18 protein-coding genes and 1 riboswitch are annotated in these 21,361 nt (G+C 70.2%); of the genes, 3 read left to right on the forward strand and 15 right to left on the reverse strand.

The window, feature by feature from the left end; all coding sequences use genetic code 11:
* Positions 1–373: 373 nt before the first annotated feature.
* Together ACWD26_RS32090 and ACWD26_RS32095 are read right to left on the reverse strand one after the other, a co-directional pair.
* Positions 374–520, reverse strand: a complete 147-nt coding sequence (locus ACWD26_RS32090) for a hypothetical protein (protein ID WP_451275458.1) — start codon at positions 518–520, stop codon at positions 374–376.
* Between the two features lie 709 nt (positions 521–1,229).
* Positions 1,230–2,408 carry an MBL fold metallo-hydrolase gene (locus ACWD26_RS32095; protein ID WP_451275459.1) on the reverse strand — a complete coding sequence of 393 codons (1,179 nt, stop codon included), beginning with the start codon at positions 2,406–2,408 and terminating at the stop codon, positions 1,230–1,232.
* Positions 2,409–2,576: 168 nt separating this feature from the next.
* Between ACWD26_RS32095 and ACWD26_RS32100 the strand changes: the two genes are divergently transcribed.
* Both ACWD26_RS32100 and ACWD26_RS32105 read left to right on the forward strand, forming a co-directional pair.
* Entirely contained in the window at positions 2,577–3,758 is a 1,182-nt protein-coding gene (locus ACWD26_RS32100) for a Glu/Leu/Phe/Val dehydrogenase dimerization domain-containing protein (protein WP_451275460.1), read from the forward strand.
* A 102-nt stretch (positions 3,759–3,860) separates the two neighbouring features.
* On the forward strand, positions 3,861–4,460 hold the full coding sequence (locus tag ACWD26_RS32105; RefSeq protein ID WP_451275461.1) for a TetR/AcrR family transcriptional regulator: 600 nt from the start codon (positions 3,861–3,863) through the stop codon (positions 4,458–4,460).
* A gap of 189 nt (positions 4,461–4,649) precedes the next feature.
* Here the strand turns inward: ACWD26_RS32105 and ACWD26_RS32110 are convergent, their stop codons facing one another.
* The 4 genes from ACWD26_RS32110 to ACWD26_RS32125 all read right to left on the reverse strand — a co-directional run bounded on the left by ACWD26_RS32110 (position 4,650) and on the right by ACWD26_RS32125 (position 10,013).
* Positions 4,650–5,435, reverse strand: a complete 786-nt coding sequence (locus tag ACWD26_RS32110; protein WP_451275462.1) for an SGNH/GDSL hydrolase family protein — start codon at positions 5,433–5,435, stop codon at positions 4,650–4,652.
* A 145-nt stretch (positions 5,436–5,580) separates the two neighbouring features.
* Entirely contained in the window at positions 5,581–6,294 is a 714-nt protein-coding gene (locus ACWD26_RS32115) for a DUF6250 domain-containing protein (protein WP_451275463.1), read from the reverse strand.
* 179 nt (positions 6,295–6,473) lie between these two features.
* Positions 6,474–7,472, reverse strand: coding sequence for a LysM peptidoglycan-binding domain-containing M23 family metallopeptidase (locus ACWD26_RS32120; RefSeq protein ID WP_451275464.1), 999 nt, complete (start codon positions 7,470–7,472; stop codon positions 6,474–6,476).
* A gap of 4 nt (positions 7,473–7,476) precedes the next feature.
* A riboswitch (cyclic di-AMP (ydaO/yuaA leader) is annotated at positions 7,477–7,635 on the reverse strand.
* Between the two features lie 302 nt (positions 7,636–7,937).
* A complete protein-coding gene (locus ACWD26_RS32125) occupies positions 7,938–10,013 on the reverse strand; it encodes an alpha-galactosidase (RefSeq protein ID WP_451275465.1) in 2,076 nt (691 codons plus the stop codon).
* Positions 10,014–10,269: 256 nt separating this feature from the next.
* On the opposite strand from ACWD26_RS32125, the gene ACWD26_RS32130 reads away from it, so the two are divergent.
* Positions 10,270–11,067, forward strand: a complete 798-nt coding sequence (locus ACWD26_RS32130) for a tyrosine-protein phosphatase (RefSeq protein ID WP_451275466.1) — start codon at positions 10,270–10,272, stop codon at positions 11,065–11,067.
* A gap of 29 nt (positions 11,068–11,096) precedes the next feature.
* Here the strand turns inward: ACWD26_RS32130 and ACWD26_RS32135 are convergent, their stop codons facing one another.
* The 9 genes from ACWD26_RS32135 to ACWD26_RS32175 all read right to left on the reverse strand — a co-directional run bounded on the left by ACWD26_RS32135 (position 11,097) and on the right by ACWD26_RS32175 (position 21,338).
* Positions 11,097–11,219: a DUF6126 family protein gene (locus ACWD26_RS32135; protein WP_451275467.1), complete on the reverse strand. Its 123-nt coding sequence runs from the start codon at positions 11,217–11,219 to the stop codon at positions 11,097–11,099.
* Entirely contained in the window at positions 11,216–11,848 is a 633-nt protein-coding gene (locus ACWD26_RS32140) for a helix-turn-helix domain-containing protein (protein WP_451275468.1), read from the reverse strand. The genes ACWD26_RS32135 and ACWD26_RS32140 overlap by 4 nt, the downstream gene beginning before the upstream one ends.
* Before the next feature lie 73 nt (positions 11,849–11,921).
* Complete coding sequence (locus tag ACWD26_RS32145) at positions 11,922–13,331, reverse strand: aspartate aminotransferase family protein (protein WP_451275469.1); 1,410 nt, start codon at positions 13,329–13,331, stop codon at positions 11,922–11,924.
* Positions 13,332–15,248, reverse strand: coding sequence for a 1-deoxy-D-xylulose-5-phosphate synthase (dxs, locus tag ACWD26_RS32150; RefSeq protein WP_451275470.1), 1,917 nt, complete (start codon positions 15,246–15,248; stop codon positions 13,332–13,334).
* 40 nt (positions 15,249–15,288) lie between these two features.
* Positions 15,289–16,446 carry a flavodoxin-dependent (E)-4-hydroxy-3-methylbut-2-enyl-diphosphate synthase gene (gene ispG, locus ACWD26_RS32155; protein WP_451275471.1) on the reverse strand — a complete coding sequence of 386 codons (1,158 nt, stop codon included), beginning with the start codon at positions 16,444–16,446 and terminating at the stop codon, positions 15,289–15,291.
* A 4-nt stretch (positions 16,447–16,450) separates the two neighbouring features.
* Entirely contained in the window at positions 16,451–17,482 is a 1,032-nt protein-coding gene (gene hpnH / locus ACWD26_RS32160) for an adenosyl-hopene transferase HpnH (RefSeq protein ID WP_451275472.1), read from the reverse strand.
* A 5-nt stretch (positions 17,483–17,487) separates the two neighbouring features.
* Positions 17,488–18,132: a phosphorylase family protein gene (locus tag ACWD26_RS32165; RefSeq protein ID WP_451275473.1), complete on the reverse strand. Its 645-nt coding sequence runs from the start codon at positions 18,130–18,132 to the stop codon at positions 17,488–17,490.
* Positions 18,132–20,126 carry a squalene--hopene cyclase gene (shc, locus tag ACWD26_RS32170; protein WP_451275474.1) on the reverse strand — a complete coding sequence of 665 codons (1,995 nt, stop codon included), beginning with the start codon at positions 20,124–20,126 and terminating at the stop codon, positions 18,132–18,134. Before shc ends, ACWD26_RS32165 begins: the two co-directional genes overlap by 1 nt.
* 138 nt (positions 20,127–20,264) lie before the next feature.
* Entirely contained in the window at positions 20,265–21,338 is a 1,074-nt protein-coding gene (locus ACWD26_RS32175; protein ID WP_451275475.1) for a polyprenyl synthetase family protein, read from the reverse strand.
* Positions 21,339–21,361: the final 23 nt, after the last annotated feature.

Raw genomic sequence — 21,361 nt, forward strand, 5'->3', positions numbered from 1 at the left:
CGTGTCGGTCGTGAGAGTCGAAGAATTCGGCTTTGCGTCGTCCGACGGCGACTCACAGTAGTCGCCAACGCATCATGTGCGGTGCGCAGTTGACAAAGAACGGCGCAATGCGTCCCGCTCTGGTATGAGGCTTCGTGCGACAGTCCGATAATTCTTCGCACGGGCGTTCCTGTCGGATTCTTTTTACCGCTGAAATTCGATCAGAGCTGGTCAGGAAAGGTCGATAACAAGCAAGGAGGGCCGGGGAGCACGGTGCTCCCCGGCCCTCTCCGTCAATCCAGAAATCACCCTGTCGGGAGAATTCTCGGTCCGTTCACGGTGTCGGTCACCATCTCGACGAGGGAGTCGGCGACTTCCGTCCATGGGACGGTCGTCATCCGCGTTTCGCTGCCCCCCGGTCGGCGGTCGCGGTGTCGGCGAACCGGAGGCCGCTCATGGTCCCCCGGCCGACGATCTCGGCGGCACCCGGCGGGAGTTCGGCGACGATGTCCGCGAGCCGGTACCCGATCGCCTCGCCCAACTCCCGGAGGTCGGGCCGAAGTACGGGTCCGCCCAGAGGTCCAGTGCGGCGGTCGCGCCCACGAAGGCCAGGTTGTGGCCACGGAAGGTGCCGTTGTGCTCGCCCGGTGCTCACTGGCCGGGGGTGTCCTCGAAGCCGAAGAACGTGCCCGTACGGCCGCAGCCGGCCTGGAGGGAACTGACCGCCCGACGGTTCGTGCCGGACCCGCACGCCGACGGCGCCCTGCACGCAGCGGTGACCGGGGCGGCTGCGCCCGGACGGCCGGCTGGAGCACCTGGGGCGGATCGACAGCCGGGCGAAGATCGTCGGCTTCCGGATCGAGCCGGACGAGATCCGCGCGGTCCTGTGGGAGGACCCCACCGTCCGCACAGCTGCCATCGTCGTACGCCGCGACGACCCGGCGGACGCCGCGACCGCCCGGGTCGACGCCTACGTCGTCCTGACCGGCGAGGAGGGACGGCCGCGGTCCGCGAGCGGGCCGCCAAAACTCCTGCCCGACTACATGCTGCCGTCCACGGCCACCGCCGTGGACGCCCTGCCGCTCACGGCCAACGGCAAACTCGACGCGTCCCGACTGCCCGAGCCGACCCCCGTGGTGACCGGCGACACCCCCGCGCCCCGCACCGACGACTCGCTCACCGGTCAGCTGACGGAGGTCTGGAGCGAGGTCCTCGGGACCGACACCCACCGGTCGGCGGAGGGCGTCACGTCAGCTCTCCGCCACCAGGTCCAACTGCTCCCCCACGGGCGGCCAGGCGGGCCAGCCGCCGACCGGCTGCTGGGACACGGCACGCCACCACGGGTTCACCGGCGGTGTGCTCTTCGGCTCGAACGGCTCCCCGGGCCGCGGTGCGGCCATCGTCACCCCCGCGCCGTGCGTGGCCCACATCATGCGCTCGCCCGGCTCGGCCCAGGCGTGCATCGCCAGGTTGAACGTCGCCCAGTGGATCGGCAGCATCACGCCGCCGAGCCCGCCCCCCTGGAGGTCGAGGTGGGTCTGGAGCCCCTCCTCGGGAGTCATGTGGATGTCGGGCCAGAACTCGGAGTACGCACCGACCTGGATCATGGTGATGTCGAACGGGCCGTGCTCGGCGCCGATGTCCGCGAAGCCCTTGAAGTACCCGGTGTCGCCGCTGTGGTAGATCCGGTGCTCGTCACCGGTGACCACCCAGGAGGCCCACAGCGTGTGCTGGGTGTTGCGCAGACCACGGCCGCAGAAGTGCCGGGCGGGGGTGGCGGTCAGGGTGAGTCCGCCGGCCTTCGTCGCCTCCTGCCAGTCCAGCTCCCGGATCCGGTCCGCCGAGACGCCCCAGTGCTCCAGGTGGGCGCCGACGCCGAGCGGCACGGCGAACACCGTGTCCGTACCGGCCAACTCCTTGATCGTGGGCATGTCCAGGTGGTCGTAGTGGTCGTGCGAGATGACGACGACGTCGACCGGGCCGAGCGCGGCCAGCGGCAACGGCACGGGGTGCAGCCGCTTGGGCCCGGCGAAGGCGAAGGGCGAGCAGCGCTCACCCCAGACGGGGTCGAAGAGGACCCGGTGGCCGTCGATCTCGGCGAGCACGCTGGAGTGCCCCATCCAGGTGATTCGCAGACCGCTCGCCGGAGGCTTGGCCAGGTCGGCGAGGGTGGTGGAGTGCACGGGGATCGACCCGGCCGGGGCGCGTCTGACACGCTCGTCCTTGCGGAAGAGGCTCTTCGCCATCTCCACCGCGGCGCTGCCGGAGGGGCGCATCCGGGCGCCCTCGGGGTTCACGAAGACCCCGTTCGCGAAGTGCGGGGATCTACGGATCCGCTCCAGCCGGGCACCGCTCGGGTCCGCGCCGAAGGCGGCGGGCCGCGCTGCGCGCAGCCCCGAGCTCAGAGAACGGGATCCGGAACCGGACACGGCACCTCCTGGTGGATTCGCTCAGGCATCCCATTATGGTCCGCCCCTCCGACAACGCCGGGTCCGACCCGTCCCCGCACGATGCAATACTGACCAACGGATCAGTAGATTTCTTTGTTCCCAGAGCCCTCGCCCCCTCCGCCTCGCCAGGCCACCCCGAGGAGCCCCGTGACCACCGCCCCCTTCCTCTCGCTCACCTGGACCGACCACGTCACGAGCCGGCGGGGCCATCTCGTCGTGGACCGGCTGGTGCGCGGGGTCTCCAGCGGCGGACTCCGTATGCGGCCGGGCTGCACGCTCGACGAGGTCGCCGGTCTCGCCCGCGGCATGACCATGAAGGAGGCGCTGCACTACGACCCGGACGGCCGTTACGTCCCGCTGGGCGGCGCCAAGGGGGGCATCGACTGCGACCCCCGGGACCCGGAGGCGTACGGCGTCCTGGTCCGCTACCTGCGTGCGATGCGCCCGTACATCGAAAGCTTCTGGACAACCGGCGAGGACCTCGGACTCACCCAGGACCTGGTGGACCGGGCCGCCGCCGAGGCGGGCCTGGTGTCGACGATCCAGGCCGTGTACCCCCTGCTCGACGACGAGCGCGCGGCCCGGCGACGGCTCGCGGACGCCTTCCGCATCCAGGTGGACGGCATCGGTCTGGACGAGTTGGTCGGCGGTTGTGGCGTCGCCGAGTCCGTGCTCACGGCCCTGGACCGGGCCGGGACGCCCCACGCCGGAACGCGTGTCGCCGTGCAGGGCGTGGGCACCATGGGCGGGGCCACCGCCCGCTTCCTCGCCCGCGCCGGCCTCACGATCGTCGCCGTCGCCGATATCAAGGGCACCATCACCAACCCGTCCGGCCTGGACGTCGAGACACTGCTCGCCGCGCGCGACGCCCACGGCACGGTCGACCGCTCCGCGCTCCGCCCCGACGACCGCGAGGCCCCCACCGACGCCTGGCTCACCGCCGACGCCGACGTACTGGTCCCCGCGGCGATCTCCTACGCGATCGACCCGGACAACCAGCGGCACATCACCGCCCGACTGATCGCCGAGGCGGCCAACATGCCGGTGCTCCCGGCCGCTGAGGAACTGCTCGCCGCGCGCGGGGTCGTCGTCCTCCCGGACGTCGTGGTCAACTCGGGCACGAACGCCTGGTGGTGGTGGACCCTCTTCGGCGACATCGGCGCCGCCGCGGACGAGGCCTTCGCCCACACCCGCCGTTCCATGCGCGCCCTGGTCGATCTCACCCTCGCCCGCGCGGAGACCGGCGGCACGACCCCCCGAGCGGCCGCCCACGCCGTCGCCGCCGACCGGCTCCCCCGGATCGAGGCCCGCTTCGGCTGGCACCGCTGAAACCTCACGGGCGGTTCCCGGCCCCGCCGGCGTGGCTCGAAGCCTCCGGTGGCCGTCGGTGGACGTAGGTAGGGTTGCCACGTGGGCAGGGTGCGGTTGAGCGTGGCCGAGCGGCGTGCGGAGCTGCTCCGGGCCGCCATCGAACAGATCGAGGCGCGCGGTGTCGCGGCGGTACGGATCGCCGACGTGGCCGCCGTCCTCGGCGTCAGCAACGCCCTGGTCCTCTACCACTTCTCGACCAAGGAACGGCTGGTGGCCGAGGCCTTCCGCTACGCCGCCGAGGACGACCTCGCCCATCTCCGCAAGCTGTTGAGCCGCCGCACGACGGCCCTGCGCCGTCTGCGAACGGCCGTGCGCTGGTACGCCCCGACCGGCCAGGCCAAGGGCTGGCGGCTCTGGATCGAGGGCTGGGCGGTGTCCCTCCGCGAACCCGCCCTGCGCGAGGTCACCCGCGACCTGGACGCCCAGTGGAAGGCCGCGCTCACCGAGGTCATCGAGGCGGGCGTGGCGGCCGACGAGTTCCGCTGCCCGGATCCCCCGGCAACAGCCCTCCGCCTCACCGCCCTCCTGGACGGCCTGGCCGTACAGATGACGACGTACGACGGCGCCGTCTCCCGTACCCGCGCCGAGCGCTGGGCCGAGGAGGCCCTGGCCCGAGAACTGGGCCTGAACCGCAAAACCTGGACGCCCACCCCCACCTGAACCACACGGACACGCGTCCTGAAAGGGGCGTGACTAACTGCGCGAGCGGGCACGGGGACAGGGCCTCGTCCACGGCGCGGCACCCCACGGCGAACAGACGCCGACCGCCCCCGAACCTCCCGCCCGCGCACACGAACCGGCCCACCTCCGGTCGGCACGCACTCCGGCCCGACCACCGGAGGCACCCCCTCAGGCCACCGACTCGATCCGCATCTTGATGTCGTCCGGCGACAGATGCCCCTTCGCCGACACATGGTCCCCGGACGACTCGCCCCGCAGCCGCCGCCCGATCCAAGGCACCAGGTACTCCCGCGCCCACTGGATGTTGTCCCGCCGCATCTCGAACGTCCCACGCGGCGGCAACGGGGGCCACGGCTGATCAGGATCCGCCGGAACCTCGACACCGAGCACCTGCCCGGCGCGCAGGGCGACCCGTGTGTGCCCCTCGGGAGACAGATGCAGCCGATCGCCGTCCCAGGCCCGCCGGTCCTGGACGGTCTTCAGCGACCACAGGTCCAGCACCGGGCAGCCGTACCGATCCGCGATGGCCCGCACATGCCCGTTGTACGTGGCGATCTTGCCGCGCAGATGCCTCAGCACAGGCACGTCCCGCGTATCGAAACCGGTCGTCACCATGACGGTGCCGATGGCCGAGGTGAGCGTCGAGACCGCCCGCTCGAACCGCTCGGCGACCTCGTCCGGGTCGGTGCCGGGCCGGATGATGTCGTTGCCGCCCGCGCAGAACGAAATGAGATCCGGCGCGAGCTCCAGCGCACGCGGCAGCTGATCCTCGACGATCTGGTCGAGGAGCTTCCCCCGCACGGCGAGATTGCTGTAGGAAAAGTCGCCTTCCGGCACCCGGTCCGCGAGAAGCACCGCGAACCGGTCGGCCCAGCCGACGAACCGCCCATCGGGCCCGGGGTCGCCGACGCCCTCGGTGAAGCTGTCCCCCACCGCCACGTACGACCCGATCATTGCTCTGCTGTCATTCGAATCGTCTGTCACATCGCCCCATGATTCACCTTGGGATGTGACCTACGCGACCGTAATAAAGGCTTGACGCCCGGTGAGATAGACCACGCGTCAAGCCTTGGTCAACTCCGGAATACAGACGCGCTCATCACCGGCCGACCAGCCCCCACACGCGGAAGTCCTCGATCCGGAAGTGACTCCACGTCGTCCGGAACGCGAAGTGCCCACCCGTGTACGGCTCCGGGTCCACGTAGTCGAACACAAGCCGTCCGTTGTTCCACCAGCGCACGGTGGGGCCGTCCGAAACGATCCGTACGCGGTTCGGCTCGTTCGCGACGAGCAACGGCTCGGTGTAGTCGAAGACCAACGGCCGCACACCCGCCTCACCGACGTACCGACGCAGCCGCGTCGTGGTGTTGTAGTTGGCCCCGTAGCCGGAGTAATAGGTCTTCAGGTAGTCGTACTCGGCGAGCGCACCACCTCGCGGGGTGGCGAAGACATCGTCCGGTGAACGCACGTCGACGGCGTTCCAGAAGTTATTGAGGTCGGAGACACGGTCATTGACGCCTCCCTCGGACACGGGCGTGGCCGTGTACTCGATGACGTACGGCCCTTCCAGCCTCCGCTTGAACCACACGGTCGCCCCGGCCGGCACATCGACGTCCAGCACCCCGCCCGAGGCCGTGACCGAGCCACCCCTCTCCAACTCCACGGCCCACCGACCGAGTCCGTGCCGAAATCCGTCCCCGGCGATCAGCCGCCCCCGCCGCCGACGCGACGTCGCACTCGCGACCGCGGCCGGAGCAAGCGCCGCGACAGCGGCACCGGCAGCGAGGACCCCAAAGGCTCTGCGGGTGGCCATGACACTCCTTGTGTAGGTGACCCAGAAGACAGAAAGCGCTTACAGGATCACTCTCTCCCCACGGTCACACCACTGTCGAGACCCCCTCGACCAAGCCACGGCACGCCGAAGGCCGGACCCCCGGGATCAAGGGGGTCCGGCCTGTCACAACCGGCGGGGTGCGAACGAACGCGTCAGCCTCAGACGCCGACGCCCTTCGACCGCAGGTACGCCACCGGGTCGATGTCCGAGCCGTAGTTCGGGGTGGTGCGGATCTCGAAGTGGAGGTGCGGTCCGGTGACATTGCCGGTCGCCCCGGAGAGGCCGATCTGCTGACCGCCGGTCACGGACTGGCCCGCGGAGACGGAGATCGACGACAGGTGGGCGTACTGGGCGTAGTAGCCGTCGGCGAGCTTGATGACGACCTGGTTGCCGTACGCGCCGCCCCAGCCGGCGGAGACGACGGTGCCCGCGCCCACGGCCTTGAGGCTGGTCCCGGTCGGCGCCACGAAGTCGACGCCGGTGTGGTAGCCGCTGGACCACATGCTGCCGGCGGTCTTGTACGCGGTGCCGATGCTGGCGCCCTGGAGGGGCATGCTGAAGCCGGAGCCGTTGGACGACGAGGACTGCCCGCTCGACGTGGAGGTCGACGCCTGGGTGTCCTTCGACTCCTGCGTCGAGGAGCCGGAGGACTTCGACGACTGGGTGGACTTCGACGACTGCGACGGCTGGGTCTTCGCCGACGACTGCGGCGTCCCGCTCGACGGGGCCCGCTCACCGATCGTGAGCTTCAGTCCCGGGTGGATGAGCGACGGGTCGGAGCCGATCGCCTCGCGGTTGTCCGAGTAGAGCTGCTTCCAGCCGCCCTCGACGTCCTGCTCGTCCGCGATCTTCGAGAGGTAGTCGCCGACCTTCACCGAATAGGTCTTGGTCGCCGCCTTCTTGGTGGCGGTCTTCTCCGCCTGCGCGGCCTTCTCAGCCTGCTCGATCCGTGCGCCCGCCTCGGCCGCGGCCTTCTCGGCGGTGATCGTGGCCGTCTTCTCGGAAACGCCGGAGACGGCGGCCGTCGGGGTGGCGGCGTGGGCGCCTGCGGCGCCGATCAGCGGCAGCGCGAGCGCCGCGCCACCGGTGCCGGCGGCGGCGATCGAGCGGGTGAAGCGCTGGGACTTCGGACGGCGGTGCTTACCCTTCGCGGGCATGGCGAATTCCTCTCCGTCGCCTGCGAGGTGAGCTGTCGGGTGCGGACTGGAGATGTCCGGCCGTGCTTGCGCACGGCTTTACCCCTAGCCGTTCCGGAGACCGGAACAGGCGGTACTACCTGTGGGTCCCCCGCTCCTGCCGTGGATCGGGTCGGTACTCGGCTCCGGTCGGCGGCAGGATTGGGCGTCCGTCCGGATTGACGCCGAACGTAAGCGACTTGTGCCCACAGAGACAACCATTGGGACTTCCTGTGCGTCTTCCTCCCTGATCCTTACATCAATTCATGATTACGCTCCGTAAAAGACCGACCTTAATCGTTTTCCAACCGCCCTGGAAACAGTCCGGAATTACATGGACATGACGGCGACAGACGGTCACGAATATGACGCTGCTCACGCACCTACGACCCAGTAGCCTTTATTCCAGGGCGTGTTGGAATTACCGCTCCATTTCGGACAGTTCACTCATGTGCGACGGAGGCGGATAACTGCCGCATCGAAGTCGCCGCGCAGTCCGGTCCGCAATCCGTGATGCGACAGCACGGCACCCCGATACACCTCACCCGTTTCGCGGCACTCATACGTTCCTGCCGGGTCGAGGCCGCGCAGCCGGAGCGGGGCGAGCGGTTCGCCGTAGTGCTGCGCCTGGAGCCAGGCCAGCACGACGACCTCGTCACCGTGCACGTACTGCACGGCGCTCAGCCCGCCCGTTGGCGGCCGCAGCCGGTAGAGGTCGCCTCGCTGCACGACCGGCCGGATCTCCTTGTACAGCTCGACCCAGTCCCGCGCCTCGGCCAGCTCCTCCTCGGTCCACTCGGTCAGGTCCCCGCCGACACCGAGCACACCCGCCATGGCACTGACGAAGCGGAACCGCAGCGAGCTGACCCGGCCGTTGAGCTGGTTGTTCGGGCTGTCGGTGACCCACGCGGCCATGATCCGGGCCGGGTGGATCTGACTGAAGCCGTGCTGGATGGCGAGCCGGTCGAGCGGGTCGGTGTTGTCGGAGGTCCACACCTGGTCCGTCCGGGCCATGACCCCGAGGTCGATACGGCCGCCGCCGCCCGAGCACGACTCGAACGCCACCCCCGGATGCGCGGCCCGCAGCCGGTCCAGCAGGGCGTAGAAGGCCCGCACATGCTCGACCCACAGCTTCTGCGGGTACGACTCCCCGGGCCAGCCGGCGTCCGTGAAGCAGCGGTTGAAGTCCCACTTCACGTAGTCGATCGGCGCACTGGAGAGAAGCGCGTCCAGCCGCTCCCAGAGGTATTCCTGGACGTCCTCGCGCGCCAGATTGAGCACGAGCTGATTGCGCAGTTCCGTCCGCTTTCGACCCGGTTGGAACTGCGCCCATTCCGGGTGCGCCCGGTACAGCTCACTGTCCGGATTGACCATTTCCGGCTCGACCCAGATGCCGAACTGCATCCCGAGTGCGTGCACAGAGTCGGCGAGCGGCTTCAGCCCCTTCGGGAAGCGATCCGGATTGGGCGTCCAGTCGCCGAGCCCGGCCCGGTCGCTCGTACGCGCCCCGAACCAGCCGTCGTCCACCACGAACAGCTCGACCCCCATGGCCGCCGCCCGCCGCGCGAGGGCCCCCTGCTGTTCCTCGGAGATGTCGAACTCGGTGGCCTCCCAGGAGTTGAAGAGCACCGGCCGGTCCTGGTCCGCTTCCGGGATGACGTACGTCCGCTGATACGCGTGCCAGGCTCGGCTCGCCCCGCCGAAACCACCGTCGCTCCACAGGCCGGCGAAGACGGGCGTGGTGAACGTCTCGCCCGGCTCCAGCCGCAGCAGACCGGACTCGTCGTATCCGGCGCCGCCGGTGATCTGCACGCGCGCGTCCGGGAGTTGGGCGACCGCGATCCGCCAGGACCCCGACCAGCCGAGGGCGCAGCCGTAGACCTCGCCGCGCTCCTCGGTGGCGTCCGTGTCGAGGGCGACCCAGGGCAGATGCTGGTGCCCGGTGTGCCCGCGCCGGCTGCCGATGATCTTCTCGCCGTAGGTGAGGTCCCCACGCACCAGCCGGGACTCGGCCGCCCACCGCCCGTGCAGCTGGGACAGCCGCCAGGCCTCCTCCTCGCGAGGCGGCAGCGTCCAGGTCGCCGAGTCGGCCCGCAGCAGCTCCACCGCCGGCCCGTCGTTGGCCAGGGTCACCCAGCGCTCGATCACGTCGTCACGCATCCGGTAGTGCAGCGTGATCCCGAGGCCGTCGTCGGTGAATTTCAGCCGCAGCTCGTCGCCGTCGGCCTCGTACGAGCGGAAGCTCCACTCGGTGCCGCGCCGCTCGTCCGTGCGCACGGAGAGCGCGGGGCGCGTGAAGCGGGGACCGCCCTCGACGGGGTACTCCTCATGGCCGTCGACCGGGGCCTCGAACGGCCAGTACGGCAACTGCTGCCTGGCGGCCAGCTCCTCGGCGTCGGCGAGCGCGATCCGGGGACCCCAGTGCAGGTGCAGCAGCTCGTCGTTCTCCGTGAGCCGCAGGGCATAACTGCTCCTGGGCCCCGCGAGAAGCCACGTCCGGCTGTCTGCGCCGATTTCCAACATCAAGCCCCCACAGATTCGAACAGGTGCGATCGGGCTTCAACATCATCGCAGGTCGTCGCGGGCGCTCGACGGCACCTGTGGACAACCGCCGACAAGTCCTTCGCGACGGCTGTGGACAAAGGCCGACGAGCCGTCCACGGCGTCTGTGGACAACTCATTGGCGTACGCACCCATGTCGTATCGTCAAGTGCGCGCCTCGGTGTCGAGTGCGCGTCCGTCGACGATCGGCGCCGACGGGCGGATGGGAGGAGCCCCAGTGACGCAGCAGGTCCCGTCGACCGAGCCCGAGCTGACCGGAGTGCGCAACTTCCGCGATGTGGGTGGTCTGCCGACCGTGGACGGCCGTCGGGTGCGCCAAGGGGTGCTGTTCCGCAGTGGCCACCTCGCCCACGCGACCGACGAGGACGCCGCGTTTCTGGCCTCCCTGGGCCTGCACACGATCTTCGACTTCCGCAACACGGCCGACCAGAAGCTGGAGGGCCCGGACGTCGAGCTGCCCGGCGTGCTCAATGTGAACCTGCCGTTGAGCGACCCGGCGGACGGCGCCGAGTTCTGGAGGATGGTCCGCGACGGCGACCTGGACCAGCTCCGCGCACTGCTGGACGACGGCAAGGCGGCCGGCCGGATGATCGCCTCCTACCGGACGATCATCAAGCACCGCACGGCCGAGCACTCCCGGGTGCTGCACGCGCTGGCCGAGGACAGCGTGCCCGTGCTGATGCACTGCGCGGCGGGCAAGGACCGCGCGGGTCTCTCCATCGCCATCACCCTCCTCACCCTGGGCGTCGAGCGCGAGGCCATCGTCGCCGACTACCTGGAGTCGAACGCCAAGCACCGCCGCTACAAGGTGCACCGCAGCAGCACCTCCGCGAACGCCTACTCCCCGGAGGTCATGGAGCTGCTGAGCCCGCTGTTCGACGCCCGCGCCGAGTACCTCCAGGCGGCCTTCGACACGGTCGAGGAGACCTGGGGCGATGTGGACACCTATCTGGAGCGGGGCCTGAAGGTGACCCCCGAGATGCGGGAGCGGCTGCGCGAGCGCCTGCTCGACTAGGAGCCAGGGCCCGCCCGCCGACCGCGCGGCTACTGCTTGGCACCCACCTCGAACAGCAGGTAGATGAAGGCGGCGAAGACATGGCCGACCGCGATGTAGATGATGAGCCGCACCCACAGGGCGCGGGGGAACTTCTCTTCCAGGTCGGTCATGGGGTCTCTCCCGGGGTGGTCGGCCCGAGGCACAGTGCGGCGGTCGGGCTCTGCAGCAGGGTGTGGACGAACAGCAGGTCGGCGCCGCCGTGGTCGGCGGCGGCGATGCGGTGCGGGGTCAGCGAGTCGAAGTGCGCGCTGTCGCCGGGCGCGAGCAGGTGCGCGCTGTCCCCGAGGCGCAGCCGCAGCCGCCCTTCGAGGACGTAGAGCCACTCCTCGCCGGGATGCACGCGCACGATGTCGCCCTGCGAGCCGTGGGGCACATGGACGCGCAACGCCTGCATCCCGCGCCCGGGCGCGCCCGCCTGCCAGTACGTCCAGCCGCCGGCCCTGGTGGGCTCCATGTCGGACGCGCGGAGCACGGCGTCCCGTTCGGCGACGGTCTCGCCGAGCAGCTCCGAGACGGTCGTACCGTAGATACGGGCCAGCGCCAGCAGCATCGGCAGCGACGGCTGGCGCCGCCCGGTCTCCAGCCGGGAGAGGTGCGCGGGCGACAGTCCGGCGGCGCGGGCCGCGGCCTCCAGGGTGAGGGAGGCCCGGCGGCGCAGGGCCCGCAGCTGCGGGGCGACGGCGGGCAGTTCCTCGTCCGGCGAGGGCTCGGGAGGGTTCGTACCCCGGGAAGGGCTCATGCCCTCCATTCAGCCCGAGCTTTACCTCTGCGGCAAATCTCTTGCCTCAGAGGCAAAGCGGTCTCGCTCCGCGCTAACGGTCGGCCACGGCCTGCTTCACCAGCGTCTTGCCGAAGTCCCACATCAGCCCGCCCCCGCTGTGCGCGTCGTCCATCACCTCGGTGAACGCCGCGACGAACCGGTCCACCTCCCGCTCCCCGATGACCAGCGGCGGGATCAGCTTGATCACCTCCAGGTGGTCTCCGGAGACCTGGGTGAGGATGCGGTGCCGTCGCAGCAGCGGCACGACGACCATCTGGGCGAAGAGTCCCTTGCGGGCCGCCTGGAGCATCGTCCAACGGCCGCGGAGCTTCAGCGACTTGGGCCTGCCGAACTCGATTCCGATCATCAGCCCCCGGCCCCGCACGTCCGCGAGCAGCTCGTACTTGTCGACCAGGGCGGTGAGCCGGCTCTTCAGCAGATCGCCCGTGGCCCGGGCGCCCGCCACGATCTGCTCGTTCTCCATGACCGAGAGGACGGCGAGGCCGGCGGCCATGGCCTGGGCGTTGGAGCCGAAGCTCGCCGAGTGCACGAGGACGCGGTCCATCGACGAGTAGACCTTCTTGAAGATCCATTCCTTGCCGAGGGTCGCCCCGACCGGGACATAGCCGCCGGAGAGCGCCTTCGCCACACAGACCAGGTCCGGCTCGACGCCGTCCTCGTGCTGGTAGGCGTAGAAGTCCCCGGTCCGCCCGAGCCCGGTCTGCACCTCGTCGACGATCAGCAGCGCCTTGTGCCGGTGCAGCAGCTCCTGGGCGGCGCGCAGATAGCCGGGCGGCGCCTCGTGCACGCCCTTGCCCTGGATGGGCTCGACGACGAGCGCGGCGACGTCCCCCTTCTTCAACTCCCTTGACAGGGCGTCGAGATCACCGAGCGGCACGGCCGTGTCGGGCAGCAGCGGTGCGAAGCCGTCCCGGAAGCCGGCTTCGCCGTTCACGGACAGCGAGCCGGTGGTGAGGCCGTGGAAGGCGTGGTCGCAGTACAGGACGCGCGGTCTGCCGGTGGCGTACCGGGCGAACTTCAGCGCGGTCTCGACGGCCTCCGTGCCGCTGTTGCCGAAGAACACCCGGTCCAGGTGCGGGCTGTGGGCGAGCAGCTTCTCGGCGAGCAACCCGGGCAGCGGCTGGCAGTCGAAGCGGGTCAGGTCGGCGAGCTGCGCGTCGAGCACGTCGTGCAGCGCCTTGCGGACCACGGGGTGGTGGCGGCCGAGCCCCATCACCCCGAACCCGGCGAGCATGTCCAGGTAGTCGCCGCCGTCCGCGTCCCAGAAGTAAGCGCCCTCGGCCCGCACGTAGACCTTGTCGAAGCCGATCGTGTGCAGCATGCGCGGGAGTTGGTGGTTGAGGTGGCGGGTGTGGAGGTCGTAGCGCTCGGCGCCGCGCTCGGCGAGGAGTCTGCCGAGGTCGAACTCCTCGGTGTCGGCGGCAGGTTCCGCGGTGGCCATCTAGGGTTTCTCCTTGGGCAGTTTCTCCTCGGGCAGTTCGTCTTTCACCGCCAGACAGGCGCTGATCCGCCCGGCGATCTCGACCGGCGTCAGACCTATGTCCGCCAGCACCTCCCCGCGTTTGGCGTGCGGCAGGAACTGCTCCGGGATCCCGAACCGCCGCACGGGCACGTCGACCTCGGCGTCCCCCAGCGCCAGCGCGACCGCCGAACCGACCCCGGCCGCCCGGCTGTTGTCCTCGACGACGGCCACCAGCCGGTGTTCGTCGGCGAGCCATGGCAACGCCGGATCGACCGGCTTGACCCAGCGCGGGTCGACGACGGTGCAGCCGATGCCCCGCGCCTGAAGCAGCTCGGCGGCCTGCAGACACACCGGCGCCATGACGCCGACGGCGACGAGCAACACCTGAGGGCTGTCGGAGGAGGGGGAGCGGTGCAGGACGTCCATGCCGCCCACCCGTTCCAGGGAGGGGATCTCCGGCCCCACCGACTCCTTCGGGAACCGGATCAGCGTGGGCGCGTCGTCCACGGCGACCGCCTCCCGCAGCTGCGCCCGCAGCTGCTCGGCGTCGCGCGGCGCGGCGATCCGCAGCCCCGGCACGACCTGGAGGATGGACATGTCCCACATGCCGTTGTGCGAGGCGCCGTCGACGCCGGTGACCCCGGCCCGGTCCAGGACGAAGGTGACTCCGCACCGGTGCAGCGCCACGTCCATCAGGAGTTGGTCGAAGGCCCGGTTGAGGAAGGTCGCGTAGACCGCCACGACCGGGTGCAGCCCGCCGGTGGCGAGCCCAGCCGCCGAGACCGCCGCGTGCTGCTCGGCGATGCCGACGTCCCAGACCCGGTCCGGGAACTTCTCCGCGAACTTGCCGAGCCCCACCGGGTGCAGCATGGCCGCCGTGATGGCCACGACGTCCTCGCGCTCGTCGGCGATCCGTACGATCTCGTCGCCGAAGACCGAGGTCCAGGACGGCCCGCCGGCGGGGGTGAGCGGTTCGCACGTCAGCGGGTCCATCACGCCGACCGTGTGGAAGTGGTCCTCCTCGTTGGCGAGCGCGGGCTCGTACCCTCGACCCTTCTGGGTCAGGCAGTGGACGAGGACGGGCCCGTGGAAGCGCTTGGCGCGGCGCAGCGCCGACTCGACGGCCTTGGTGTCGTGCCCGTCTATCGGGCCGACGTACTTCAGGCCCAGATCCTCGAACATGCCCTGCGGCGCGAACGCGTCCTTGAAGCCCTTCTTCGCCCCGTGCAGCGCCTCGTAGACCTCCTTGCCGACGACCGGGGTGCGCAGCAGGACGTCCTTGCCCCAGGCGAGGAACTGTTCGTAGCCGTCGGTGGTGCGCAGGGTGGCGAGGTGGTTGGCGAGGCCGCCGATGGTCGGGGAGTAGGAGCGCTCGTTGTCGTTGACGACGATGATCAGCGGCCGGTCCTTGGCTGCCGCGATGTTGTTCAGCGCCTCCCAGGCCATGCCGCCGGTCAGCGCGCCGTCGCCGATCACCGCGACGACGTGCCCCTTCTCCCCCTGGACCTGGCGGGCCTTGGCGAGGCCGTCCGCCCAGCCGAGAGCGGTGGAGGCGTGGCTGTTCTCGACGATGTCGTGCTCGGACTCCTCGCGCGAGGGATAGCCGGACAGGCCGCCCTTGCCGCGCAGCTTGGAGAAGTCCTGACGACCTGTCAGGAGTTTGTGCACATAGCTCTGGTGACCGGTGTCCCAGACGATGCGGTCGACGGGTGACTCGAAGACCCGGTGCAGCGCGATGGAGAGTTCCACCACCCCCAGGTTGGGCCCCAGGTGACCACCGGTCCTGGCGACAGCGTGCACCAGGAACTCCCGGATCTCTTCCGCCAGTTCACCGAGTTCCGCCTCGGTCAGCGCCTTCAGGTCGCGCGGTTGCCGGATGCTCTCCAGAATCGTCACGTCGGGCCCCCTCTCGATCCGTGCTTCTCAGCCCGTGTTGTCAGCTCACGGTGACCGCCGGCTCCCCCGACGCGACGCCGTCCTTCTCCATCTGCTCGGCGATCTTCATCGCCTCGTCGATGAGGGTCTCCACGATCTTCGACTCGGGCACGGTCCTGATGACCTCGCCCTTCACGAAGATCTGCCCCTTGCCGTTGCCGGAGGCGACCCCCAGGTCCGCCTCACGTGCCTCCCCGGGTCCGTTGACGACGCAGCCCATGACGGCCACCCGCAACGGGACCTCCATGCCCTCGAGACCTGCGGTGACCTCGTCCGCCAGCCGGTACACATCGACCTGTGCCCGCCCGCACGACGGGCACGAGACGATCTCCAGCCGACGCTGCCGCAGGTTCAGCGACTCCAGGATCTGGATGCCGACCTTGATCTCCTCGACCGGCGGGGCGCTCAGCGAGACCCTGATCGTGTCGCCGATCCCCTCGCCGAGCAGCGCCCCGAAGGCCACGGCGGACTTGATCGTGCCCTGGAACGCCGGACCGGCCTCAGTCACCCCGAGATGCAGCGGGTAGTCGCACCGCGCGGCCAGTTGCCGGTACGCCTCGATCATCACGACCGGGTCGTTGTGCTTGACGGAGATCTTGATGTCCCGGAAGTCGTGCTCCTCGAACAGCGACGCCTCCCACAGCGCGGACTCCACCAGCGCCTCGGGCGTCGCCCTGCCGTACTTCTGGAGCAGCCGCTTGTCCAGCGAGCCGGCGTTGACCCCGATCCGGATCGGGGTCCCGTGGTCCTTCGCGGCCCGCGCGATCTCCTTGATCTTGTCGTCGAACTGCTTGATGTTGCCGGGGTTCACCCGCACCGCCGCGCAGCCCGCCTCGATCGCCGCGAAGACGTACTTCGGCTGGAAGTGGATGTCCGCGATCACCGGGATCTGCGACTTGCGGGCGATGGTGGCGAGGGCGTCCGCGTCGTCCTGCGTGGGGCAGGCGACCCGGACGATCTGGCAGCCGGACGCGGTGAGTTCCGCGATCTGCTGCAAGGTGGCGCCGACGTCCGACGTACGGGTCGTCGTCATCGACTGCACCGACACCGGGGCCCCGCCCCCCACGGCCACCGACCCGACCTGGATCCGCCGCGAGGGGCGGCGCTCCGCTACCGGTCGGGCGGGCATCCCGGGAACACCCAGGGACACGGCGGTCATGACATCACCCCTGGTTCCCGTGGTTGCCGGAGACCGTCTCGCGCAGGGCGCGCAGGGACTCCTTCAGCGATCCCATGGTGGCGAGGACGGCGGTCGGCTCATAGCCGCAGTGCGCCATGCAGTTGGCGCAGCGCGGGTCCTTGCCCCGCCCGTACGCGTCCCAGTCGGTGTCCTCGATCAGCTCCCGGTACGTCGTGACGTACCCGTCGCTCATCAGGTAGCAGGGCTTCTGCCAGCCGAAGAGCGAGTAGTTGGGGATCGCCCACGCCGTGCACGGGAAGTCGACCTTGCCCTCCAGGAAGTCGAGGAACAGCGGCGAGTGGTTGAGGCGCCAGCGCCGGCGGTTACCGCCGGAGAAGGCCTTCTTGAACAGTTCGCGGGTCTGCTCGACGCCGAGGAAGTGCTCCTGGTCGGGCGCCTTCTCGTAGGCGTAGGCGGGCGAGATCATCATCTCGTCGACCTTCAGGTCGTCGTTGAGGTAGTTGAGGACCTCGATGACGGTCTGCGGAGTGTCGGTGTTGAAGAAGGTCGAGTTGGTGGTCACCCGGAAGCCGCGCCGCTTGGCCTCCTTGATGGCCGCCACGGCTTCGTCGAACACCCCCTCCTTCGCCACCGACTCGTCGTGCCGCTCGCGCAGTCCGTCGATGTGCACGGCGAACGCGAAGTACGGCGAGGGCTTGAACTTGTCCATCTTCTTACGCAGCAGCATGGCGTTGGTGCACAGGAAGACGTACTTCCTCCGCGCCACCAACTGCCGTACGATCTCGTCGATCTGAGGGTGCATCAGGGGTTCGCCGCCGGCGATCGACACCATCGGCGCCCCGGACTCCAGAACCGCGCCGACGGCCTGCGCCACCGGCATGCGCTGCTTGAGCACACCCGCCGGGTGCTGGATCTTGCCGCAGCCCTCGCACTTCAGATTGCAGGCGTAGAGCGGTTCCAGCTCGACGATCAGCGGGAACTTGTCCCGCTTGCGGAGCTTCTGTTCAGCGAGATACGTCGCCACTTTGATGGACTGGCGGAGCGGCATGGCCATCTGGCTCACCTCCTGGGGAGCAGCAAAGAACGGTGCCATTCGTAGTAAGCGGGAAGGACGGCACGAAGGACGCGGAAGGCTGATATTCCACCGCGTACCGTGCCGATCCGGACCAGTTCATGTTCTGGAGCGTCCACGACCACCCGGACGGCCGCAACCGGGCGTGCGTCCGGTCTCACGGCGCAGTGGAGTGTGACCGCGGACTCCATGTCGACCGCGATCGCGCCGGTCGCGAACAGGTCCGACCGTTCCTGACCACGTACGACGTGATCCGATCCGGTGAGCGGGCCGGTGTGGACCGTGCGCCCTGGCACGGCCCTCGCCAGCTCCTTGACCAGCAGTTCGGTGCCCACACAGGGCGTGACGGCGCCGTCGGGCCCCCGGGTCTCCTCGGCGACGACCAGGTCACCGGGGTGCATGCCCGGGGCGAGTCCGGCGCAGAACCCGGTGGCCAGCACGGCCGCGTCCCGCAGCCCCGGGTCGGCGAGCAGCCGGGTGACGGACCGCTCGGCGGCCCGCGGCCCCATGCCGGTACGCAGGACGGTGACCGGGCCCCCGGCGCCGCCCCGGTAGCCGCTGCGCAGGGCGAGCTGCTCGATGCCGAGCGCGCAGGCGATCAGCAGCGGGGCCGGGGCGGCGGGCGGGTTCATCAGCTTCCCTTGGCCTTCACAAGCGCCGGTTCGCCGTTGACGTACCGGCCGAGCGCGGTGAGCGGGAACACCTGCCGGTAGAGGTGGTAGTTGATCGAGAAGTCCCAGGGGAAGCCGGTGCCGGTGAAATACGGCTCGTCCCAGCCGCCGTCCTCCCGCTGGGTCTGGGCCAGCCACTCGACGCCGCGCTCGGTGGCCTTGGCGTCCCGCTCCCCCGCCGCCAGCAGCGCGAACAGGGCCCACGCGGTCTGGGAGGCGGTGGAGGCGCCCTTGCCGCCCCACTCGGCGGGGTCGGGGTAGGAGCGCAGGTCCTCGCCCCAGCCGCCGTCGTCGTTCTGCACGGTCTCCAGCCAGGCGACGGCCCGGCGGATCGCGGGGTGGGAGGCGGGCAGTCCTGCGGTCACCAGGGCGGGGACCACCGAGCCGGTGCCGTAGACGTAGTTGACGCCCCAGCGGCCGAACCACGCGCCGTTCGGCTCCTGTTCGGCGAGCAGCCACTCGATTCCCCGCCGGGTGCGCGGATCGTGGGACAGGCCCTCGACGGCGAGCATCTCCACCACATGGGCGGTGACGTCGGCGGACGGCGGGTCGATGACCTCGCCGAAGTCGCAGAACGGCAGCCGGTTGGGGAACGGGCTGGTGTTGTCGACGTCGAAGGCGCCCCAGGCCCCGTTCCTCGACTGCATGCCGACGGTCCAGCGCACCCCGCGCCGGACGGCCTTCTCCACCCGCTCCGGGTCGTGGTGCCTCACCCGGCGCAGCGCGAGGACGACCTCGGCGGTGTCGTCGATGTCGGGGTAGTTGTCGTTGTGGAACTCGAACGCCCAGCCGCCAGGCTGCAGTTGGGGCCGCTTGACCGACCAGTCGCCGGGGCGGACGATCTCCTCGCCGAGCATCCAGTCGGCGGCCTTGACGAGTTGGGGATGGTCGGCGGGCAGGCCCGCGTCGGCCAGCGCGATGGTGGCGAGGCAGGTGTCCCACACCGGGGACTGGCAGGCCTCGATCATCCGGGCCCCGTCCTCGCGCCACACCGCGAACCGGTCGAGGGACTCCAACCCGGCCCGCATCACGGGATGCCGGAGGTCGTAGCCGAGCAGATGCAGCGCGATGATGGAGTACACGGCCGGTGGCTGGATGCCGCCCCAGCAGCCGTCGTTCTCCTGCCGCTCGATGATCCAGCGGGCCGCGCTGTTCATCGCGGCCTTGCGCAGTCGCTTCAGCGCCACCTTGTGATAGCCGTGCAGGGCCTTGTCCAGCCGCTGGAAGGCGCCCTCCCAACTCCCGAGCGGATCGAGGGGCTTGGGCGGAGCGGGCCGACCGAGGTCGGCGTGCAGCTCGTCGAGCGGGAACGGGGCGGGCCGCACGGGACGCTTGGCCGAGACGATCGTCAGCGGCACGATCGTCTGGCGGGCCCAGCACCCGAAATCGTAGATGTTCAGCGGCATCCACTTCGGGAACCAGATCATCTCCGGTGGCATCTCCGGCAGGTCGTCCCACTTCCACCAGCCGAACAGCGCCAGCCAGATGCGGGTGAAGACCCGGGCGGCGGCGATCCCGCCCCGCTCCCGGATCCACGCGGACGCCTTGGCCATGTGCGGCTCGCCCGGATCGTCCCCGGCCAGCCGCAGCGCGACGTACGCCTCGACGGTGGCGGAGAGTTCGGGCGGGCCCCCGTAGAAGGTGGCCCAGGTGCCGTCCGGGCGCTGCTCGCCTCTGATGAACAGGGCGGCGGCCCGCGTGGTCTTCTCGTCACGGATGCCCAGGAACTGACGGAGCAGCAGATCCTCGGCGTCCATGGTGACGTTGGTCTCCAGGTCGCCCTTCCACCAGCCCTGGGCGTCCTGCCGGGACAGCAGGAAGTCGGTGGCACGCCGTATGGCGTGCGCGGCGGCATCCCGGACCCCTGCCGCCACCGGGGTGTCCTGGTCGGTGTCGCTGGCCGCGGCAGCGCGGGGCAGCGGAGCCCCGGTGCTTCCGTCGGTCGTCGCTGTCATGGCTTCCCCTTCGTGCAGTGGACGGATCTCTCTGCGGTGGGTCAGCCGTCGGCCGGTGCGTGTCCGGTGACGAGGCACCGGCCGGCGACTACGCGAGGGCTATGCGACCGTTAGCGGTCGGCTTCTGAGGGATGGTGATCATCTCTTCCGTACGACGACGAAGTCGGCGAGTGCCGCGAACTGGTCCCGGACCCGTGCGGGCATCCGGATCGAGTCGAGCGCCTCGATGGCCTTTCCGTGCTGGCGGCGCGCCTCCTCGGCGGTCCACCCCCGGCCGCCCGCCTCCTCGATGAGGGCGGCGCGCGCGGCGAACTCCTCCTCGGAGAAGTTCTCGAAGTCACTGGCCTTGGCGTCGGCGGCGAGGAGCTCGCCGAGGTGCTCCGAGGCCGGGCCGCCGGCCGCGAGGGCGGCCACGACCGGCAGGGACTTCTTGCGCTGCCGCAGGTCGCTCCAGGTCTGCTTGCCCGTGGAGACCGGGTCGCCCCAGATGCCCAGCAGGTCGTCGACGGCCTGGAAGGCGAGGCCGAGGTGGTAGCCGTACTTCTCCAGTGTGTCGGCGGTGCGGTCGTCCGCGCCGCCGAGGACGGCGCCGATGGAGCAGGCGCAGGCGAGCAGGGCGCCGGTCTTGTTGCCCTCCATCTCCAGGCACTCCTCGACGGTGACCCGCTCGCGGTGCTCGTAGGAGATGTCCTGGGCCTGCCCGTCGATGAGCGCGCGCGTCGCCGTGGTGATACGGCGGGTGGCGCGGGCCGCCTCGGCGGTGCCCAGTTCGAGGAGGATCTCGTTGGCGAGGACCATCAGGGCGTCGCCGACGAGGATGGCCTGGGCGGGGCCGTGGACCTTCCACACGGTGTCGCGGTGGCGGCGCTGTTCGTCGCCGTCCATCAGGTCGTCGTGCAGCAGCGAGAAGTTGTGCACCAGCTCCACCGCGACCGCGCCGGGGATGCCGACCTCGGGTGCGGCGCCGGCGACCTCGGCGGACATGACGGCGAGTGCGGGACGTACGGCCTTGCCGCCGTCGCCGTCCGCCGGGTTGCCGTGGGCGTCGATCCAGCCGAAGTGGTAGGCGGCGACGGTGTCCATCGGGGGCGCCAGCCGGTCGACGGCCGCCCGCAGCACGGGCGTGGCCAGGGTCCGCCCGCGCTCCAGGAGCGCGGTCACGTCCACCGCGGTCCTCGCAGCGGCCGTCACGGCCGGGGGCACAGTGGGCACAGTCTCTCCAGATGTCGAAGTGT

It is taken from the genome of Streptomyces sp. NPDC002787 (assembly GCF_053592095.1).